The organism is Bacillus sp. ATD, from assembly GCF_050585765.1.
Classification (GTDB): domain Bacteria; phylum Bacillota; class Bacilli; order Bacillales; family Bacillaceae; genus Bacillus; species Bacillus stercoris.
Genome location: NZ_JBOBQH010000001.1, coordinates 229,305 through 244,050 on the forward strand (window position 1 = coordinate 229,305; position 14,746 = coordinate 244,050).

The window sequence follows — 14,746 nt, forward strand, 5'->3', positions numbered from 1 at the left end:
AGGAGGCGGAGCATGTCTGTCGTCGTTACTCAATTATTTAACGGGATCAGTCTCGGTTCTATTTTAATTCTCATTGCGATTGGATTGGCCGTTACATTCGGTTTGATGAACATTATTAATATGGCGCACGGTGAGCTGATTATGGCAGGAGCCTACACGACATATGTCGTTCAGCAGCTGTTTTTAAGTTATTTGCCGGCTTCTCTGTTTTCTTACTATTTTTTAATCGCGATCATCATGGCGTTTGCGGTTGCGGCGCTTATTGGGATTGTCATTGAAAAAGTGATTGTCAGGCGATTATATGACCGTCCGCTCGACAGCCTTTTGGCGACGTGGGGGGTGAGCTTGATACTGCAGCAGGCAGCAAGATCAATTTTTGGCGCGCCGAATGTGGCCGTCAAATCACCTGAGTGGCTGACGGGAGGGGTGACGCTGTTTTCGGTTACCTTTCCGTATAAAAGGCTGTTTATTTTGGCGCTCGTTCTTTTTACGCTGATACTGCTCGGTTTCTATTTATTTAAAACCTCTGCGGGGCGGCGGATGCAGGCAGTTACGCTGAATCGGAGCATGGCATCGTGTCTCGGCGTATCTGTGAGAAAAACAGATACATTGGCTTTCGCGCTCGGAAGCGGACTGGCCGGTATCGCTGGGAGCTCACTCACATTGCTTGGTTCGATCGGGCCTACTCTCGGTTCCTCATACCTCGTCGATGCCTTCATGATCGTCATATTAGGCGGAATTGGAAAATTAAAAGGCACCATTATCGGCGCGGTGACGATCGGTTTGCTGAGCACATTCGTTGAGTATTCCACAAGCGCTACGATTGCAAAGGTAGTCGTGTTTGCATTTATTATTCTCTTTCTGCAATGGCGGCCTTCAGGTCTTGCGAGTGTCAGAACGAGATTACTTGATTAGGAGGGAACCGGATGAAGCGGTTTTCACAATTCAGTCCGTATCTGGTGATGTTTGCCCTTTTTATCGCCGCTCCGTTCTTTCTGCAGGAGTTTCGATTAGGGCTGTTGGCGAAGTTTTTATGCTTCGCGATTGTGGCGGTCGGCATTTGCCTGATTTGGGGATATACAGGCATTTTGAGTTTGGGGCATGGCGTCTTTTTCGGGTTGGGCGCTTACTGTATGGCCATGTACTTAAAAATAGAAGCCTCACCGTCAGGCATTCCTGATTTTATGGAGTGGACCGGCGTCAGTGAACTGCCGTGGATATGGGCAATGTTCAGGCATCCTTTTGCTGCGATTGCTGCAGCCGTTATTGTTCCTGTTTTTTTGGCCTTTTTACTCGGTTACTTTACCTTCCGCAACAACATAAAGGGTGTTTATTTTTCGTTGATCTCTCAGGCTGTTGTGGTTGTTGTTGTCACACTGTTCATCGGCAGCCAGGACATCACCGGCGGCACGAATGGCCTCACGAATTTCTTTACCGTTTTTCAATATGCTCTGGCCGATCCTGCAATAAAGCAGATTTTGTATTTTACGACAGTCTTTTTCCTCGGTGTTTCTGTCATGTTTGCTTTGTTTCTGACGAGAAGCCGTTTTGGGCGGCTATTGCAGGCGGTGCGTGACGGAGAAAGCAGAGTCCGTTTTTTCGGATATCACTCCACCGTTTTTAAAGTGTTTATTTACTGTGTATCTGCTGCGATGGCGGGGATTGCCGGGATGCTGTTTGTGCTTCAGGATGGGATGATCTCGCCGGAAATGATGGGCATCATCCCTTCGGTGGAAATGGTGCTGTGGGTCGCAATCGGCGGCAGGCATTCCATTTTCGGGGCGGTGCTTGGCGCGCTGTTAACGAACTGCATGAAAAGCTATTTAAGCGAATATTACCCTGACATTTGGCTGTACTTCCTCGGCGCGCTGTTTATCATTGTGGTGCTCTATATGCCAAAAGGGATTGTCGGGCTGTTCGAGAAGATTAGAACCCAGCTTTCTTCCTCGAAAAAGAAAGGAGCGGCTACTTATGAAACCGATACTTACCTGCCGTGACGTGAAGGTTGAGTTTGACGGATTTTGGGCCTTGCAGGGCGCTGATATCAGCGTGCAGGAACGTGATATCCATTTTTTAATTGGGCCGAACGGCGCCGGAAAAACGACTTTGCTGGACATCATTTGCGGAAAAACGAAGCCGCATTCAGGCGAAGTGCTATTTCAAGAAACGAATGAACTGACAAAAGCGCGGGAATATCAGATCGCCAAACTGGGGGTCGCCAGAAAGTTTCAGGCTCCGAGTGTTTTTATGCAGCTGACTGTGTTTGAGAACCTCGAACTTGCCATGAAACAGAAAAAAACGATCCTTTCACTGCTGACAGCTCGTATGACAAAAGAGCAAAGTGACAGGATCATAGACATCCTGCGGCTGATTGGGTTAGATGACAAATGGGATCTAACAGCTGGCAGCCTGTCACACGGACAGAAGCAATGGCTTGAGATCGGCATGCAGCTCGCCATGGAGCCGAAGCTTTTGCTGCTGGATGAACCGATTGCCGGCATGACAGGAAAGGAGCGGGAAAAAACCGGAGCCCTGCTTGAAAAAATTGCAAAAACGTGCTCTGTTCTGATTGTCGAGCACGATATGGATTTTGTGCGCTCGTTTTCCAGAAAAGTCACGGTCATGCATGAAGGCAAAGTGCTTTGTGAAGGGTCGATGGATGACATCACAAGCAATGAAGAGGTGGCAGAGGTGTATTTAGGAAGGAGCGGTGTGTCATGATTGCCGTCAGGAATGTAACGTCCGGTTACGATCAATCGATGGTTTTGCACAGCCTCAGCATGGAGGTTCGCGAGGGGCAGATTGTCGCTGTATTAGGCCGAAACGGAGTCGGCAAATCCACCTTGCTGAAAACAATCATAGGCCTGCTTCCGGCAAAACAGGGGGATATTTGTTTTAATCAAACGTTTGTTCAAAACGAAAAGGCGGAAACACGGGCAAGAACGGGAATTGCGTACGTTCCGCAGGGAAGAGACATCTTTTCCTCCTTAACCGTTCGTGACAACCTGCTGCTTGGGGAAGAGCCGCTTCCGAAGAAGGAGCGAACGGGGCAGGTCAAGGAAGAGATTTTTCAATGGTTTCCTGTTTTAAAGGAGATGCTTGACCGTAAAGGCGGCGATTTAAGCGGAGGCCAGCAGCAGCAGCTTGCAATTGCCAGAGCGCTGATGGGAAATCCAAAAATTATTTTACTTGATGAACCAATGGAAGGAATTCAGCCATCAATTATCGAACTAATCAGACAAGTTATCGTAGAAATTTCCAGAAAAAAAGACATTTCCATTGTTTTAGTCGAGCACAGTCTGGAAAACGCGTTAACATGTGCTGACTACCTTTATGTGATCGACAGGGGAACGGTTGTCGACCATGGAAAGGCCGATGAAGAAACGGCACGCCGCTTTGAAAGGCATCTTACCGTATGACCCGGTACTTGAAGAAAGGGAGGTGATGTCCCGCCTGCATGCTCCAAAAATTCGTAGTAACCGCATCCGCTTTATATGACAAAAGAAGGAGGATTACAGATGAAACTGACACCGGTTGAACAAGAAAAATTGCTCATTTTTGCAGCGGGGGAATTAGCCAAACAGCGAAAGGCGCGGGGCGTTCTGCTGAACTATCCTGAGGCTGCCGCTTATATCACCTGCTTTATTATGGAAGGCGCGCGTGATGGGAAGGGAGTAGCAGAGCTGATGGAAGCCGGCCGCCATGTGTTAACGGAAAAAGATGTGATGGAGGGTGTGCCTGAGATGCTGGACAGCATTCAGGTAGAGGCCACATTCCCGGATGGAGTAAAGCTTGTTACGGTACATCAGCCAATTTCTGCGGAGGTGAAGTCATGAAGCCGGGGGCATTTCAAATTGCTGAGGGAACGATAACGATTAATGAAGGCCGTGAGACACGGGAGATTACGGTAAAAAACACCGGATCACGCTCCATTCAAGTCGGCTCGCATTTTCATTTTGCGGAAGCAAACGGGTCTTTATTATTTGACCGTGAGCTGGCGATCGGCATGCGCCTTGATGTTCCATCGGGCACGTCGGTCCGTTTTGAGCCTGGAGAGCAGAAAACGGTCACACTTGTGGAAATCGGGGGACGCAAGACAATTAGAGGCCTGAACGGAATGGCTGACACGTTTATCGATGAACGCGGCAAAGAAAAAACGTTGGCCAACTTAAAACAAGCCGGCTGGATGGAGGGTGTAATCCGATGAAAATGTCACGGAAGGAATATGCGGAGCTGTTTGGCCCGACAACGGGCGATAAAATCAGATTGGGCGACACGGATTTATGGATCGAAGTCGAAAAGGATTTCACAGTCTACGGTGAAGAAATGATCTTTGGCGGCGGAAAAACGATCCGCGATGGCATGGGCCAAAACGGCAGAATTACAGGGAAGGACGGCGCTTTGGATTTGGTTATCACCAACGTCGTGCTATTGGATTACACAGGCATTGTCAAAGCTGATGTCGGTGTGAAGGATGGCCGGATTGTCGGCGTCGGAAAAAGCGGAAATCCTGATATCATGGATGGTGTCGATCCGCATATGGTCATCGGAGCGGGTACGGAGGTGATTTCCGGTGAAGGCAAAATTTTAACAGCCGGGGGAGTGGACACACACATTCATTTTATTTGTCCACAGCAGATGGAAGTTGCGCTTTCTTCAGGTGTGACGACCCTTTTGGGAGGCGGAACAGGACCCGCAACCGGCAGCAAAGCGACCACTTGTACATCCGGCGCATGGTATATGGCGAGAATGCTGGAAGCGGCCGAAGCGTTTCCAATCAATGTCGGTTTCTTAGGGAAAGGGAATGCATCCGATAAAGCGCCGCTGATCGAGCAGGTGGAAGCCGGCGCCATCGGCCTTAAGCTTCATGAAGACTGGGGCACGACGCCAAGCGCCATAAAAACGTGTATGGAAGTCGTGGATGAGGCTGATATTCAAGTTGCCATCCATACAGATACGATTAACGAAGCGGGGTTTTTGGAAAACACGCTCGACGCGATTGGGGACCGGGTCATTCATACCTATCACATTGAAGGTGCAGGCGGCGGCCACGCCCCGGATATTATGAAGCTCGCCTCTTACGCGAACATTCTGCCGTCATCTACAACGCCAACCATTCCTTATACCGTTAATACGATGGATGAGCATCTTGATATGATGATGGTCTGTCACCATTTAGATGCGAAAGTGCCTGAAGATGTGGCGTTCAGCCATTCCAGAATCAGGGCTGCGACGATTGCCGCGGAGGATATTCTCCATGATATCGGTGCGATCAGCATGACATCATCGGATTCCCAAGCGATGGGACGGGTCGGTGAAGTGATCATCCGAACGTGGCAGGTAGCCGATAAAATGAAAAAGCAGCGAGGCGCTCTTGCCGGCGAAAATGGGAACGACAATGTGCGCGCAAAACGGTACATTGCCAAATACACGATAAATCCGGCAATTACGCACGGGCTCAGCCATGAAGTCGGCTCGGTGGAGAAAGGGAAGCTTGCCGATCTCGTTCTGTGGGACCCGGTATTTTTCGGTGTAAAACCGGAATTGGTCTTAAAGGGCGGCATGATTGCACGTGCGCAAATGGGAGATCCAAACGCTTCCATCCCGACTCCTGAACCGGTTTTCATGCGCCAAATGTATGCGTCTTACGGAAAAGCCAACAACTCAACCTCGATTACATTCATGTCACAGGCAAGCATAGAGCGGGGTGTGGCGGAAAGGTTAGGGTTGCAAAAAAGAATTTCTCCTGTCAAAAATATCAGAAAGCTGAGCAAGCTGGATATGAAATTGAACTCAGCTTTGCCGAAAATCGAGGTTGATCCAAAAACCTATCAGGTCTTCGCTGATGGGGAGGAATTGTCTTGCCAGCCTGTCGATTATGTTCCGCTTGGACAAAGATATTTTTTATTCTGATAAGACGCGGCCGGAGTGCATCCGGCCGTTCTATTGACTAAAAACGGTGCACAAAACACGTGTATTTAGTGTATATTAGATGTTGACAAACGAACTAAATGTAACTATTATAGTTACAACGGTGGTGAAAAAACATGATTAACAGCCGTCTTGCTGTTGCCATTCATATTTTATCCCTCATCTCGATGGATGAAAAAACATCTTCAGAAATCATTGCTGACAGTGTCAACACGAATCCGGTAGTGGTCCGAAGAATGATCAGCCTGCTGAAAAAAGCTGATATTCTCACCTCACGCGCAGGTGTGCCTGGTGCAAGCCTCAGAAAAGATCCGGCGGATATTTCTCTTTTAGAAGTGTACCGGGCTGTCCAAAAGCAAGAAGAACTCTTTGCGGTTCATGAAAACCCAAACCCGAAATGTCCGGTAGGGAAAAAAATTCAGAACGCCTTGGATGAAACGTTTGAAAGTGTCCAAAGAGCGATGGAAAATGAACTGGCAAGCAAGTCATTAAAAGATGTTATGAATCATCTCTTTTAGACAAAAGGGATGACTTCTCACCGCCAACATGTAACTAAAATTGTTACAAACAAGGAGGAAATGAAAAATGAAAATTGGAATTATCGGGGCAAGCGGAAAAGCAGGAAATGAGATTTTGAAAGAAGCGAAAACAAGAGGCCATGAAGTGACTGCCATCGTCCGAAATGCTTCAAAAGTGCAGGAACAGGACGTAGCGGTTTTGGGGAAAGATGTGTTTGAACTGACTGCAGAAGACATCAAGCCTTTTGACGCGGTCGTAAATGCTTTTGGGGCAGCGCCTGGCCAGGAACATCTTCATGTAGAAGCAGGCAGAGCACTCATCAGCATCTTAAAAGACGCGAAGCACACAAGATTGCTTGTTGTTGGCGGAGCGGGAAGCCTGTTTGTTGATGAAGCCAAAACAACCCGTTTAATGGATACGCCGGAATTTCCGAAAGAATATTTGCCAACTGCATCAAATCAAGGCGAGAATCTGAAAGACTTGCAGCAGACAGACTCTATTTCCTGGACATTCCTCAGTCCTGCGGCATTTTTTGATCCGGCAGGAAAACGGACTGGCTCTTACCAAAAAGGGAAAGACAATGTCATCGTAAATGCCAAAGGCGACAGCTATATCAGCTATGCAGATTACGCGATTGCCGTGTTGGATGAGCTTGAAAATCCCGAACACAAAAATGACCGCTTCACAGTAGTAAGCGAAGCGGAATAATAAAAAACCCGGAGCCAGCTCCGGGTTTTTCTCATTAATAAGTGCTGTACGTATCGCTGAATATGCCGTCAGCAATCCCAAGCATGAAAAAGATAAAGAAGGCGATGATCGCAAGAATGGATACAGCAATGCTTACGATCAAATAAATCCCTTGCATCTTTACGAATTTCGCGTAATTCTCCAGCATTAAGTCTTCAGACTGTCCGCTATTGTGTTCAGCCATTTGGCCTGCTTCCCTAGCTGACCTCATCAAAAAGATGCCGGAAATAATTTGAAGCACGCCCGGCACGGCACCGATTAGAAAAAAGAACGCGCCTGAAAGCGCGGTAATTGCGCCCATAATAATAAATAAAATGCCTGTAGCTTTTCCCCATTTTGAAATGCTGATGAGGGTTTTGTTCATTGTTTCAGGATTCATGTATAGTAGCTCCCCTTTACAAAAAAATACTCACTTTTCTTTTATACACTATTTGTGAGAAGTTTTGTATATAGAAAACAACATTTTTGGGATTGACCCTAACGCTGTGTGATTGTTTACGATAAAAAAGAGGAGGTGTTATGTATGAAATATCAAGTCAAACAAGTGGCGGAAATATCGGGCGTCAGCATTCGGACGCTTCATCACTATGACCATATTGAGCTTCTGATTCCTTCAGCGCTTACTGATGCTGGGTATCGATTGTACAGTGACGCAGATCTGGAACGACTGCAGCAGATTTTATTTTTCAAGGAAATTGGGTTTCGTCTGGATGAAATTAAAGAGATGCTGGATCATCCGAATTTTGACCGGAAAGCGGCGCTTCAGTCGCAAAAGGAAATATTGATGAAGAAAAAACAAAGAATGGAAGAAATGATTCAAACAATAGACAGGACGCTTTTGTCCGTTGATGGAGGGGAAACGATGAATAAGCGGGATTTATTTGCCGGATTAAGCATGAAAGACATTGAAGAGCACCAGCAGACATACGCTGATGAAGTCAGAAAGCTGTATGGAAAGGAAATCGCAGAAGAAACAGAGAAAAGGACGTCTTCTTACTCGGCAGATGATTGGCGCTCGATCATGTCTGAATTCGATTCGATTTACAGACGAATTGCGGCACGAATGAAACATGGGCCCGATGATGCAGAGGTTCAGGCCGCAGTGGGGGCATTTCGCGATCATATTTGCCAATATCATTACGATTGCACACTCGACATTTTCAGGGGACTTGGAGAAGTGTATATCACTGACGAGCGATTTACTGATTCGATCAATCAATATGGAGAAGGTCTTGCCGCTTTTTTGCGTGAGGCGATCATTATTTACTGTAACCATCAAGAAAAAACCCGGCCGTAAAGGCCGGTTTTTTTGGCGCATCTTATAAGATCGGCGACAACAGCCGCGAGACGGATTCTTTTATTCGAATCCACAACGGGCGCTGCAGGTACTCCTCATAGGTGAATTTTCTGGATACTAGCAAATCTTCTTTAAAAGTTGAAACCAGTTTTTTAGCAATGGTGATATCGTAAATAAATGCATTAACCTCAAAATTCAGCCTGAAGCTTCGGACATCAATGTTCGCTGTGCCGACTGAAGCGATTTCGTCATCCACCACGATTGTTTTCGCGTGAATAAAGCCGTTATCATAAATATAGACAGTCGCTCCGGCCTTCAGCAGATCGCCGATGTATGAAAGCGTGGCCCAGTATACGAAGGCATGATCAGGCTTGTTCGGGATCATAATATTGACGTCAACACCCGATAGGCACGCGATCCTCAAAGCATCCAGCAGGCTTGCGTCCGGGATAAAATAAGGCGTTTGAATCAAAATGGAACGCTTGGCGTTCGATATCATTTTGATGTAGCCATTTTTAATTTGTTCCCATTCCGAATCAGGGCCGCTTGTGACAATCTGCATCCCGACGTTGCCTTTTGGGCCGTAATCAGGAAAGTGATTCGGAATATATGTCAGCGTATGGTGATGTGAAGCTTGGTTCCAGTCAAGGATGAACCGTGTTTGGATGGCGTGCACGGCCGTCCCTTGCAGCCTGATATGCGTATCCCGCCAATAACCGAATTTCGGATTAAGCCCCAGATACTCATCTCCGACATTAAAACCACCGACATAACCGGTCATGCCGTCTATGATCACAAGCTTTCGATGGTTCCGGTAATTCAGCCGCAGGTTAATCGGCCTGAGCTTTGAAGGAAAAAAGACCTCCACATGCCCACCAGCCTCGCGAAGCTCTTTAAAAAACTTTTTTCTCAGCGTTCTGGACCCGAGTTCATCATAAAGCACTCTGACCTGAACACCTTCTTTCGCTTTTTGGATGAGAGCGTCCCGCAATTTTTTGCCTAATTCATCACCTTTATAAATATAATACTGTAAGTGGATATGATCCTTAGCCTTTGAAATGTCATTCAGCAGCCGCTGAAATTTATCCCGTCCGTCTGTAATGACGTCAACTGAATTATCCTCTGTAAACACAGCATGGTTATTCATGATCAGCATATAAATTAAATCCTTGTTATCAAAGGTTGCCCGGTTGTTGAACTGGAATTGCTTGGTTTCTAAATCTTCAAGCTGATGCTTCAGCAGCCTTTCGATTCCAATCTTTTTTCGGTCTTCCCATTGAAACAAATGCTTGCGTCTAAGATTATGGCCGAATAATAGGTATAAAATAAAGCCTAAAACGGGAATAAAGAAAAGAACAAGCAGCCACGCCCAAGATGCGCTGGCATCGCGCCGTTCTTTGAAGATGACAATGATGGCCAAAAGAATATTTAAAATGAAAAAAAGTGATAAAAGGATGGAAGAAATACTCACTTTGTAACCCCGCTCATTCATATTTATCAAGAAGATTGCCATTAGTATTCCATGAATAACAGTGATCTGATTCCCATTACAAATTATAACACTCACATTTTAAAAGAATAAAGAGCGGCGATCCAGATTCTTCGTGAAAAATACGGGCAGATTTCTTTAAAACCGGCTTGCACCTGCGTTAAAATAAACACATATGATAACGTTCGTGAAGCTTGAAACATCAAATAAAGGGGGAGGATTACATGAACTTTTACAGAGTCGAACAAATGCCGGGGTTCATCAAAACAGAAATGCAAAAAATTCAAAAGGCTGTACAGCCTTTCATGAAAAAAACCGTCATTTACCGTTTTCTTGCTATTCCGCTTGCTGCATTCTCTCTCTTTAATTTAGCTGCTTTTCTATTTCACGCTTCAGCTGACAGGGGATCCCTGATCAGTGCGGGCATATTCGCTCTTTTGGCGGCGCTCGGGCTGGCGTTTTTTAAAGAGGCAGGCTATCAGCACAAACAAATTCAAAAAACGGTTCACATCTATATGCTGAACAGGATCAAAAAGAGCGACATCCTTTCAGAAGAACGGAAAAACTCCTACGCACGACAGATAAAGGAAGAACCGTTTGCGATGCGGAGTTTTGTTGAATTTTTGACTGAGGAAGACAGACGCAAGAAAATGTATGAATAAAAGCTGCACCCGGATTGTTGGATTTTCCAGACATCCGGGTGTGTTTTTTGTATGACTTGGAATACGGACAAGAGTTGTTATTTATTTTTGGGTAACAGCGTTGCTTTATTGATTTCCTCTACCAGTGATGCCTGATCGATCCATTTGGTCGACACATCTTGATTTATCTTTGAAATGTGCCGGTTTTCTGTTAAATAATCTCTTATTCGGCTGAAATAGAGCGGTTCGTTTTTAACATCCAGATTTTGGTATATTTGTTCGAACAATTCTAAGTCTTTAGGTTCATCTAGGGTTAAACGCCAAGATGGATAATGGAGTTCTTTCGGCAGGCTTACTTGATTGATGTTAAATAGGGAAGGATTGTTTACAAAATAAAAGGAAAGATATTCTGTATGGGTTAACGGTTTTGGCTGCTGCACAAGCCGCTGAAGAGCTTCAACTGTAATAATATTCCCGGAAATTCCTGCTGAACTTGAAAGTTCCTGTGTATAATCTGCTCCTTTTTGCAAGTGTTGTTCAATTAAATATTGAAGCACTTCAGGTGAAACCGCTGGACAATCGCCGGTCACCCGGATAATGATATCGGCTTTTGTTAACGCCGCGGCTTCAAGCATTCTTTCTGCCACATTTTCGGGGGAGCCTCTTACGATTCTGACCTTTTCATTTAGAGTAAAAGCTTCAAGTGGATCGTCATCAGGAAGATTAGACGTTGCCAACACAACTTCGTCAACAGAAGGGACAGCCAGACAATTGATTAAACAGCGCTCGACAGATGGAATTCCATAAATCGGGAGCAGTGCTTTTTTTGGCAAACGGGTCGATTTTAACCGGCATATTACCGCAATCGTAATTCTTGGATGTTTAATATCGTTGGGTGTAATTGGCTGGTTTAACGCTAAATCAGCAGTTGCGACTTGAGGGAAAGTGTCTTCGGCTTGTAAAGGCATCAGTGCATTCTCATTTCCGCATCTTTTGTAACTCGTTTTTTCCAGTGTTATTATTTCTCCTTTTTTTATATCCCGATTGGCAATCACACGTAATGTGGAATCATGCAAATACTTTCTTTCAGATTCATTTACTTCAGTTGACCCCGCTGCAATTTGGGCCTGCTTGAGCTTTTCCGTCATTAGTTTGAATTCGTTTGGCTCTAGTGAAGAATAATAATCAAACCCTTTAGCTGACCGGTTTAGGGTTATATGTTTTTCAATAACAGAGGCCCCTGAGAAAAACGCATAGACAGGAAGGTCGGCTGCAAGCGGATGATCTGCGTCAATGTGATCTGCAAATCCAATTTGAACCTGGTATCTTTCTTTTAGATATTGAACCCGTTTTAGGTTAATATCCTCTAATGTTGTCGGATATCCTTGGAATCCGTGCATGAGTATGAGCTGATTGTCCATATGTTGTTTTACAAGCGGCATCAACTGATCGATCTCTTCTTCATACCATCCCCCAACTCCGATGAGCACAGGCTTCTCAGTCATACCTATCGTTTTCATGATCTCCGTGGATTGAAGGATGGTTGTTGGAAGCTTAATGCCATCAATGTCACGCTGCAGGTGCTTAAAAAGCTCTGCTCCCCATGAATCGAAAATATCCACCCATATTTCTAATCCAAGCCTTTTTCCATATGCGACACAATTTTTCCATACGTCTTCATTCAAAAACAGCTCGATATACGACTCGTAAGCAAAAAAACAAGGTGTTGCAATACAGTCATATTTGAACCACTGAAATTTCACACCATCTGCTCCGCTTTCAGCTGCAGCCTTGATGAGTGCTCTGAGGTTCTCCTCTTTTCCTTGATGGGCGTTTGCGATTTCAGCTATCACTTTTACTTTTTCCGAAGGGCTGTTATTTTCCAAATGTCCCACTCCTTTATGTTTATTGACACAAACCTGCTGATGCCGCTTTCGAGTTGAAAGACCGAGTCATTTTAATAGATTGTATGCTTGCTTCAAGACTTGGTGTTTACGCCAGCCTGCTTTGATTGGCAATTTTGCGGAAAATCGACAAATAAAAAGGCATGGTTCCGTTTGATCCGGAACTCATGCCCTGTCCTGTTTCATCATTATTCAAACACCGGATCGTCCTCATAATAGTAAGAATCCGGATCATCATACGAAGGGGTATTTTCAAAAGCAGCAATGCCGATTATCACCAGCACGAAAATGACTACAATGATTCCGATCAGGCAGGTGACGATACTGGATGCTGCGTAAAACAGCTGCATTTTAATAAATGTCGCGTAATTTTCAAGCATGCTTTCGCCAGCGCTGCCGGCTAGATTTCCTTCGGCTTCAGCGGCTGCTTTGGCCGAGCGCATTAAAAATACGCCTGAAATAATGAGCAGTACGCCCGGAATGGCGCCAATCACTGTCATTAAAGCAGACAGAGTAACAAGCGATCCCATAATAATGAACAAGATGCCGGAAATTTTGCCCCACTTGGCAATGGTGGATAGCGACTTGACAGCAGAGGCGCTCAGCTGGCGGCTCTCATTTTCCGCAGGCGCAGTCTCCTGCTCAACGGGGCTGTTTTCTTCATTATGATTTTCCATTTCGTTTTCACCTTTATCCAAACTAATCATGACAGCTCTCTCCCTAAAATTTTTAAATCGTATCTTTTCCCGTCCATTTCGGCAATGCCGGGGAATAGTCCCCATTCTGCAAACCCGTGCTTCTCAAACAGCTTCAGGCTTGGTTTATTATGTCCGAAAATGAAGGCCATAAGTGAGCGGATGCCAAGATCCGGCGCAATGCGGAGCGCTTCCTGAAGCAAAAATGATCCAACACCTTTGCCGCGGCATGCTTCGTCAATGTATATGCTGACCTCCGCAGTTTTATTATAGGCCGGCCTTCCATAAAATGTTTCAAAACTGATCCAGGCAGCGACGTTTCCGTTTTCGTCCTCGGCAACATAGAGCGGACGTGACTCTGTATGTCCCAAAAACCATTCCATCCGATCTTCAGGAGTTACCGGTTCGGTATCAGCTGTTACCATTCGAGAAGCGATCGTTGAATTATAAATCGCAACAACAGCCTCCAGATCTTTATGTTCAGCAAGACGCAATGTCATGTTCATGCGTATTTGGCACTCCTCTCAAAAAAATGACATATTTTCGTATTAGTCTGCGCAAACTACATCTAAAAAAAGTTTTTTTGGATAGGTGTATATATTTTCAGAAAAGTGTTCAGAATGTTGCTGAGGTGATGAAACAATGAGAGAGGAAGAAAAGAAAACTTCTCAAGTCAAAAAACTTCAGCAGTTTTTTCGTAAACGCTGGGTGTTCCCTGCAATTTACTTAGTCAGTGCGGCCGTCATTTTAACAGCTGTCCTTTGGTATCAATCAGTATCAAATGATGAGGTAAAGGATCAGTTAGCTGATAACGGCGGAAACTCTGCATATGACAACAACGACGATGCAGTTGAAGTAGGAAAGTCAATGGAAAATGTCGCAATGCCGGTTGTTGATTCTGAAAACGTTTCTGTTGTGAAAAAGTTCTATGAAACCGATGCCGCAAAAGAAGAGAAAGAAGCAGCACTCGTTACCTATAATAACACGTACAGCCTAAGCAAAGGAATTGACTTAGCTGAGAAAGACGGAAAAGATTTCGATGTTTCTGCTTCTCTGAGCGGTACGGTTGTCAAAGCTGAAAAAGATCCAGTGCTGGGATATGTTGTGGAAGTTGAACATGCCGACGGTTTGTCGACTGTGTATCAATCCCTTTCTGAAGTAAGTGTTGAGCAAGGTGACAAAGTAAAACAAAACCAAGTGATCGGAAAATCTGGCAAGAACCTTTACAGTGAAGACAGCGGAAACCACGTGCACTTTGAAATCCGTAAAGATGGAGTCGCAATGAATCCGTTAAACTTTATGGACAAGCCGGTTTCTTCTATTGAAAAAGCAGCAGCCGCTGAAGAAAAAGCTGCCACACAAGAAACAGAAGAATCCATTCAGCAATCTTCCGAAAAAAAGGACGGATCAACTGAAAAAGGAACAGAAGAAAAGTCCGGTGAGAAAAAGGACGATTCAACTGACAAATCTGGTTCTAAAGAAAGCAGCACAACAGAAGACACTGAACAGTCTTAATCTAGAAA

Annotated in this window: 17 protein-coding genes; 12 read left to right on the top strand and 5 right to left on the bottom strand. The window is 45.2% G+C overall.

Translation table 11 applies throughout. From position 1 onward, the window contains the following. The first annotated feature begins 12 nt into the window (after positions 1-12). The 9 genes from urtB to ACQXR1_RS01220 all read left to right on the top strand — a co-directional run bounded on the left by urtB (position 13) and on the right by ACQXR1_RS01220 (position 7,158). On the top strand, positions 13-915 hold the full coding sequence (gene urtB, locus ACQXR1_RS01180; RefSeq protein WP_430771581.1) for an urea ABC transporter permease subunit UrtB: 903 nt from the start codon (positions 13-15) through the stop codon (positions 913-915). Positions 916-926: 11 nt separating this feature from the next. Further along, positions 927-1,997 (top strand): urea ABC transporter permease subunit UrtC, encoded by a 1,071-nt coding sequence (gene urtC / locus ACQXR1_RS01185; RefSeq protein ID WP_041055814.1) that lies wholly within the window; start codon positions 927-929, stop codon positions 1,995-1,997. Continuing rightward, positions 1,972-2,721 (top strand): urea ABC transporter ATP-binding protein UrtD, encoded by a 750-nt coding sequence (gene urtD, locus ACQXR1_RS01190; RefSeq protein ID WP_430771582.1) that lies wholly within the window; start codon positions 1,972-1,974, stop codon positions 2,719-2,721. Before urtC ends, urtD begins: the two co-directional genes overlap by 26 nt. Continuing rightward, entirely contained in the window at positions 2,718-3,419 is a 702-nt protein-coding gene (gene urtE / locus ACQXR1_RS01195; RefSeq protein WP_014665694.1) for an urea ABC transporter ATP-binding subunit UrtE, read from the top strand. Before urtD ends, urtE begins: the two co-directional genes overlap by 4 nt. A 99-nt stretch (positions 3,420-3,518) precedes the next feature. Beyond that, positions 3,519-3,836: an urease subunit gamma gene (gene ureA / locus ACQXR1_RS01200; RefSeq protein ID WP_003227724.1), complete on the top strand. Its 318-nt coding sequence runs from the start codon at positions 3,519-3,521 to the stop codon at positions 3,834-3,836. Continuing rightward, positions 3,833-4,207: an urease subunit beta gene (ureB, locus tag ACQXR1_RS01205; RefSeq protein ID WP_040081563.1), complete on the top strand. Its 375-nt coding sequence runs from the start codon at positions 3,833-3,835 to the stop codon at positions 4,205-4,207. The genes ureA and ureB overlap by 4 nt, the downstream gene beginning before the upstream one ends. Next, entirely contained in the window at positions 4,204-5,913 is a 1,710-nt protein-coding gene (gene ureC, locus ACQXR1_RS01210) for an urease subunit alpha (protein ID WP_014665692.1), read from the top strand. Before ureB ends, ureC begins: the two co-directional genes overlap by 4 nt. Positions 5,914-6,047: 134 nt before the next feature. Next, positions 6,048-6,449 carry an Rrf2 family transcriptional regulator gene (locus tag ACQXR1_RS01215; RefSeq protein ID WP_014665691.1) on the top strand — a complete coding sequence of 134 codons (402 nt, stop codon included), beginning with the start codon at positions 6,048-6,050 and terminating at the stop codon, positions 6,447-6,449. A 67-nt stretch (positions 6,450-6,516) separates the two neighbouring features. After that, complete coding sequence (locus ACQXR1_RS01220; RefSeq protein ID WP_430771583.1) at positions 6,517-7,158, top strand: NAD(P)-dependent oxidoreductase; 642 nt, start codon at positions 6,517-6,519, stop codon at positions 7,156-7,158. Positions 7,159-7,192: 34 nt separating this feature from the next. Here ACQXR1_RS01220 and ACQXR1_RS01225 read toward each other — a convergent pair whose 3' ends face one another. Then, positions 7,193-7,576, bottom strand: coding sequence for a DUF5362 family protein (locus tag ACQXR1_RS01225; RefSeq protein ID WP_040081566.1), 384 nt, complete (start codon positions 7,574-7,576; stop codon positions 7,193-7,195). 144 nt (positions 7,577-7,720) lie between these two features. Here ACQXR1_RS01225 and mta point away from each other — a divergent pair, with 144 nt between their 5' ends. Next, complete coding sequence (gene mta, locus ACQXR1_RS01230) at positions 7,721-8,494, top strand: transcriptional activator Mta (RefSeq protein ID WP_430771584.1); 774 nt, start codon at positions 7,721-7,723, stop codon at positions 8,492-8,494. A 22-nt stretch (positions 8,495-8,516) separates the two neighbouring features. On the opposite strand, the gene cls is transcribed toward mta, so the two are convergent. Then, positions 8,517-9,965 (bottom strand): cardiolipin synthase, encoded by a 1,449-nt coding sequence (gene cls, locus ACQXR1_RS01235; RefSeq protein WP_095432220.1) that lies wholly within the window; start codon positions 9,963-9,965, stop codon positions 8,517-8,519. A gap of 242 nt (positions 9,966-10,207) precedes the next feature. Here cls and ACQXR1_RS01240 point away from each other — a divergent pair, with 242 nt between their 5' ends. After that, positions 10,208-10,645 carry a DUF5392 family protein gene (locus ACQXR1_RS01240; RefSeq protein ID WP_014665686.1) on the top strand — a complete coding sequence of 146 codons (438 nt, stop codon included), beginning with the start codon at positions 10,208-10,210 and terminating at the stop codon, positions 10,643-10,645. A 77-nt stretch (positions 10,646-10,722) separates the two neighbouring features. Here ACQXR1_RS01240 and ACQXR1_RS01245 read toward each other — a convergent pair whose 3' ends face one another. The 3 genes from ACQXR1_RS01245 to ACQXR1_RS01255 form a co-directional block, all read right to left on the bottom strand. Further along, positions 10,723-12,510: an N-acetylneuraminate synthase family protein gene (locus ACQXR1_RS01245; RefSeq protein WP_430771585.1), complete on the bottom strand. Its 1,788-nt coding sequence runs from the start codon at positions 12,508-12,510 to the stop codon at positions 10,723-10,725. A 206-nt stretch (positions 12,511-12,716) separates the two neighbouring features. Then, a complete protein-coding gene (locus ACQXR1_RS01250; protein WP_430771586.1) occupies positions 12,717-13,235 on the bottom strand; it encodes a DUF5362 family protein in 519 nt (172 codons plus the stop codon). Then, positions 13,232-13,723 carry a GNAT family N-acetyltransferase gene (locus tag ACQXR1_RS01255; RefSeq protein ID WP_080488051.1) on the bottom strand — a complete coding sequence of 164 codons (492 nt, stop codon included), beginning with the start codon at positions 13,721-13,723 and terminating at the stop codon, positions 13,232-13,234. Before ACQXR1_RS01255 ends, ACQXR1_RS01250 begins: the two co-directional genes overlap by 4 nt. Positions 13,724-13,865: 142 nt before the next feature. Here ACQXR1_RS01255 and spoIIQ point away from each other — a divergent pair, with 142 nt between their 5' ends. After that, positions 13,866-14,738 (top strand): stage II sporulation protein spoIIQ, encoded by an 873-nt coding sequence (gene spoIIQ, locus ACQXR1_RS01260; protein ID WP_014481160.1) that lies wholly within the window; start codon positions 13,866-13,868, stop codon positions 14,736-14,738. The last annotated feature ends 8 nt before the right edge of the window (positions 14,739-14,746 follow it).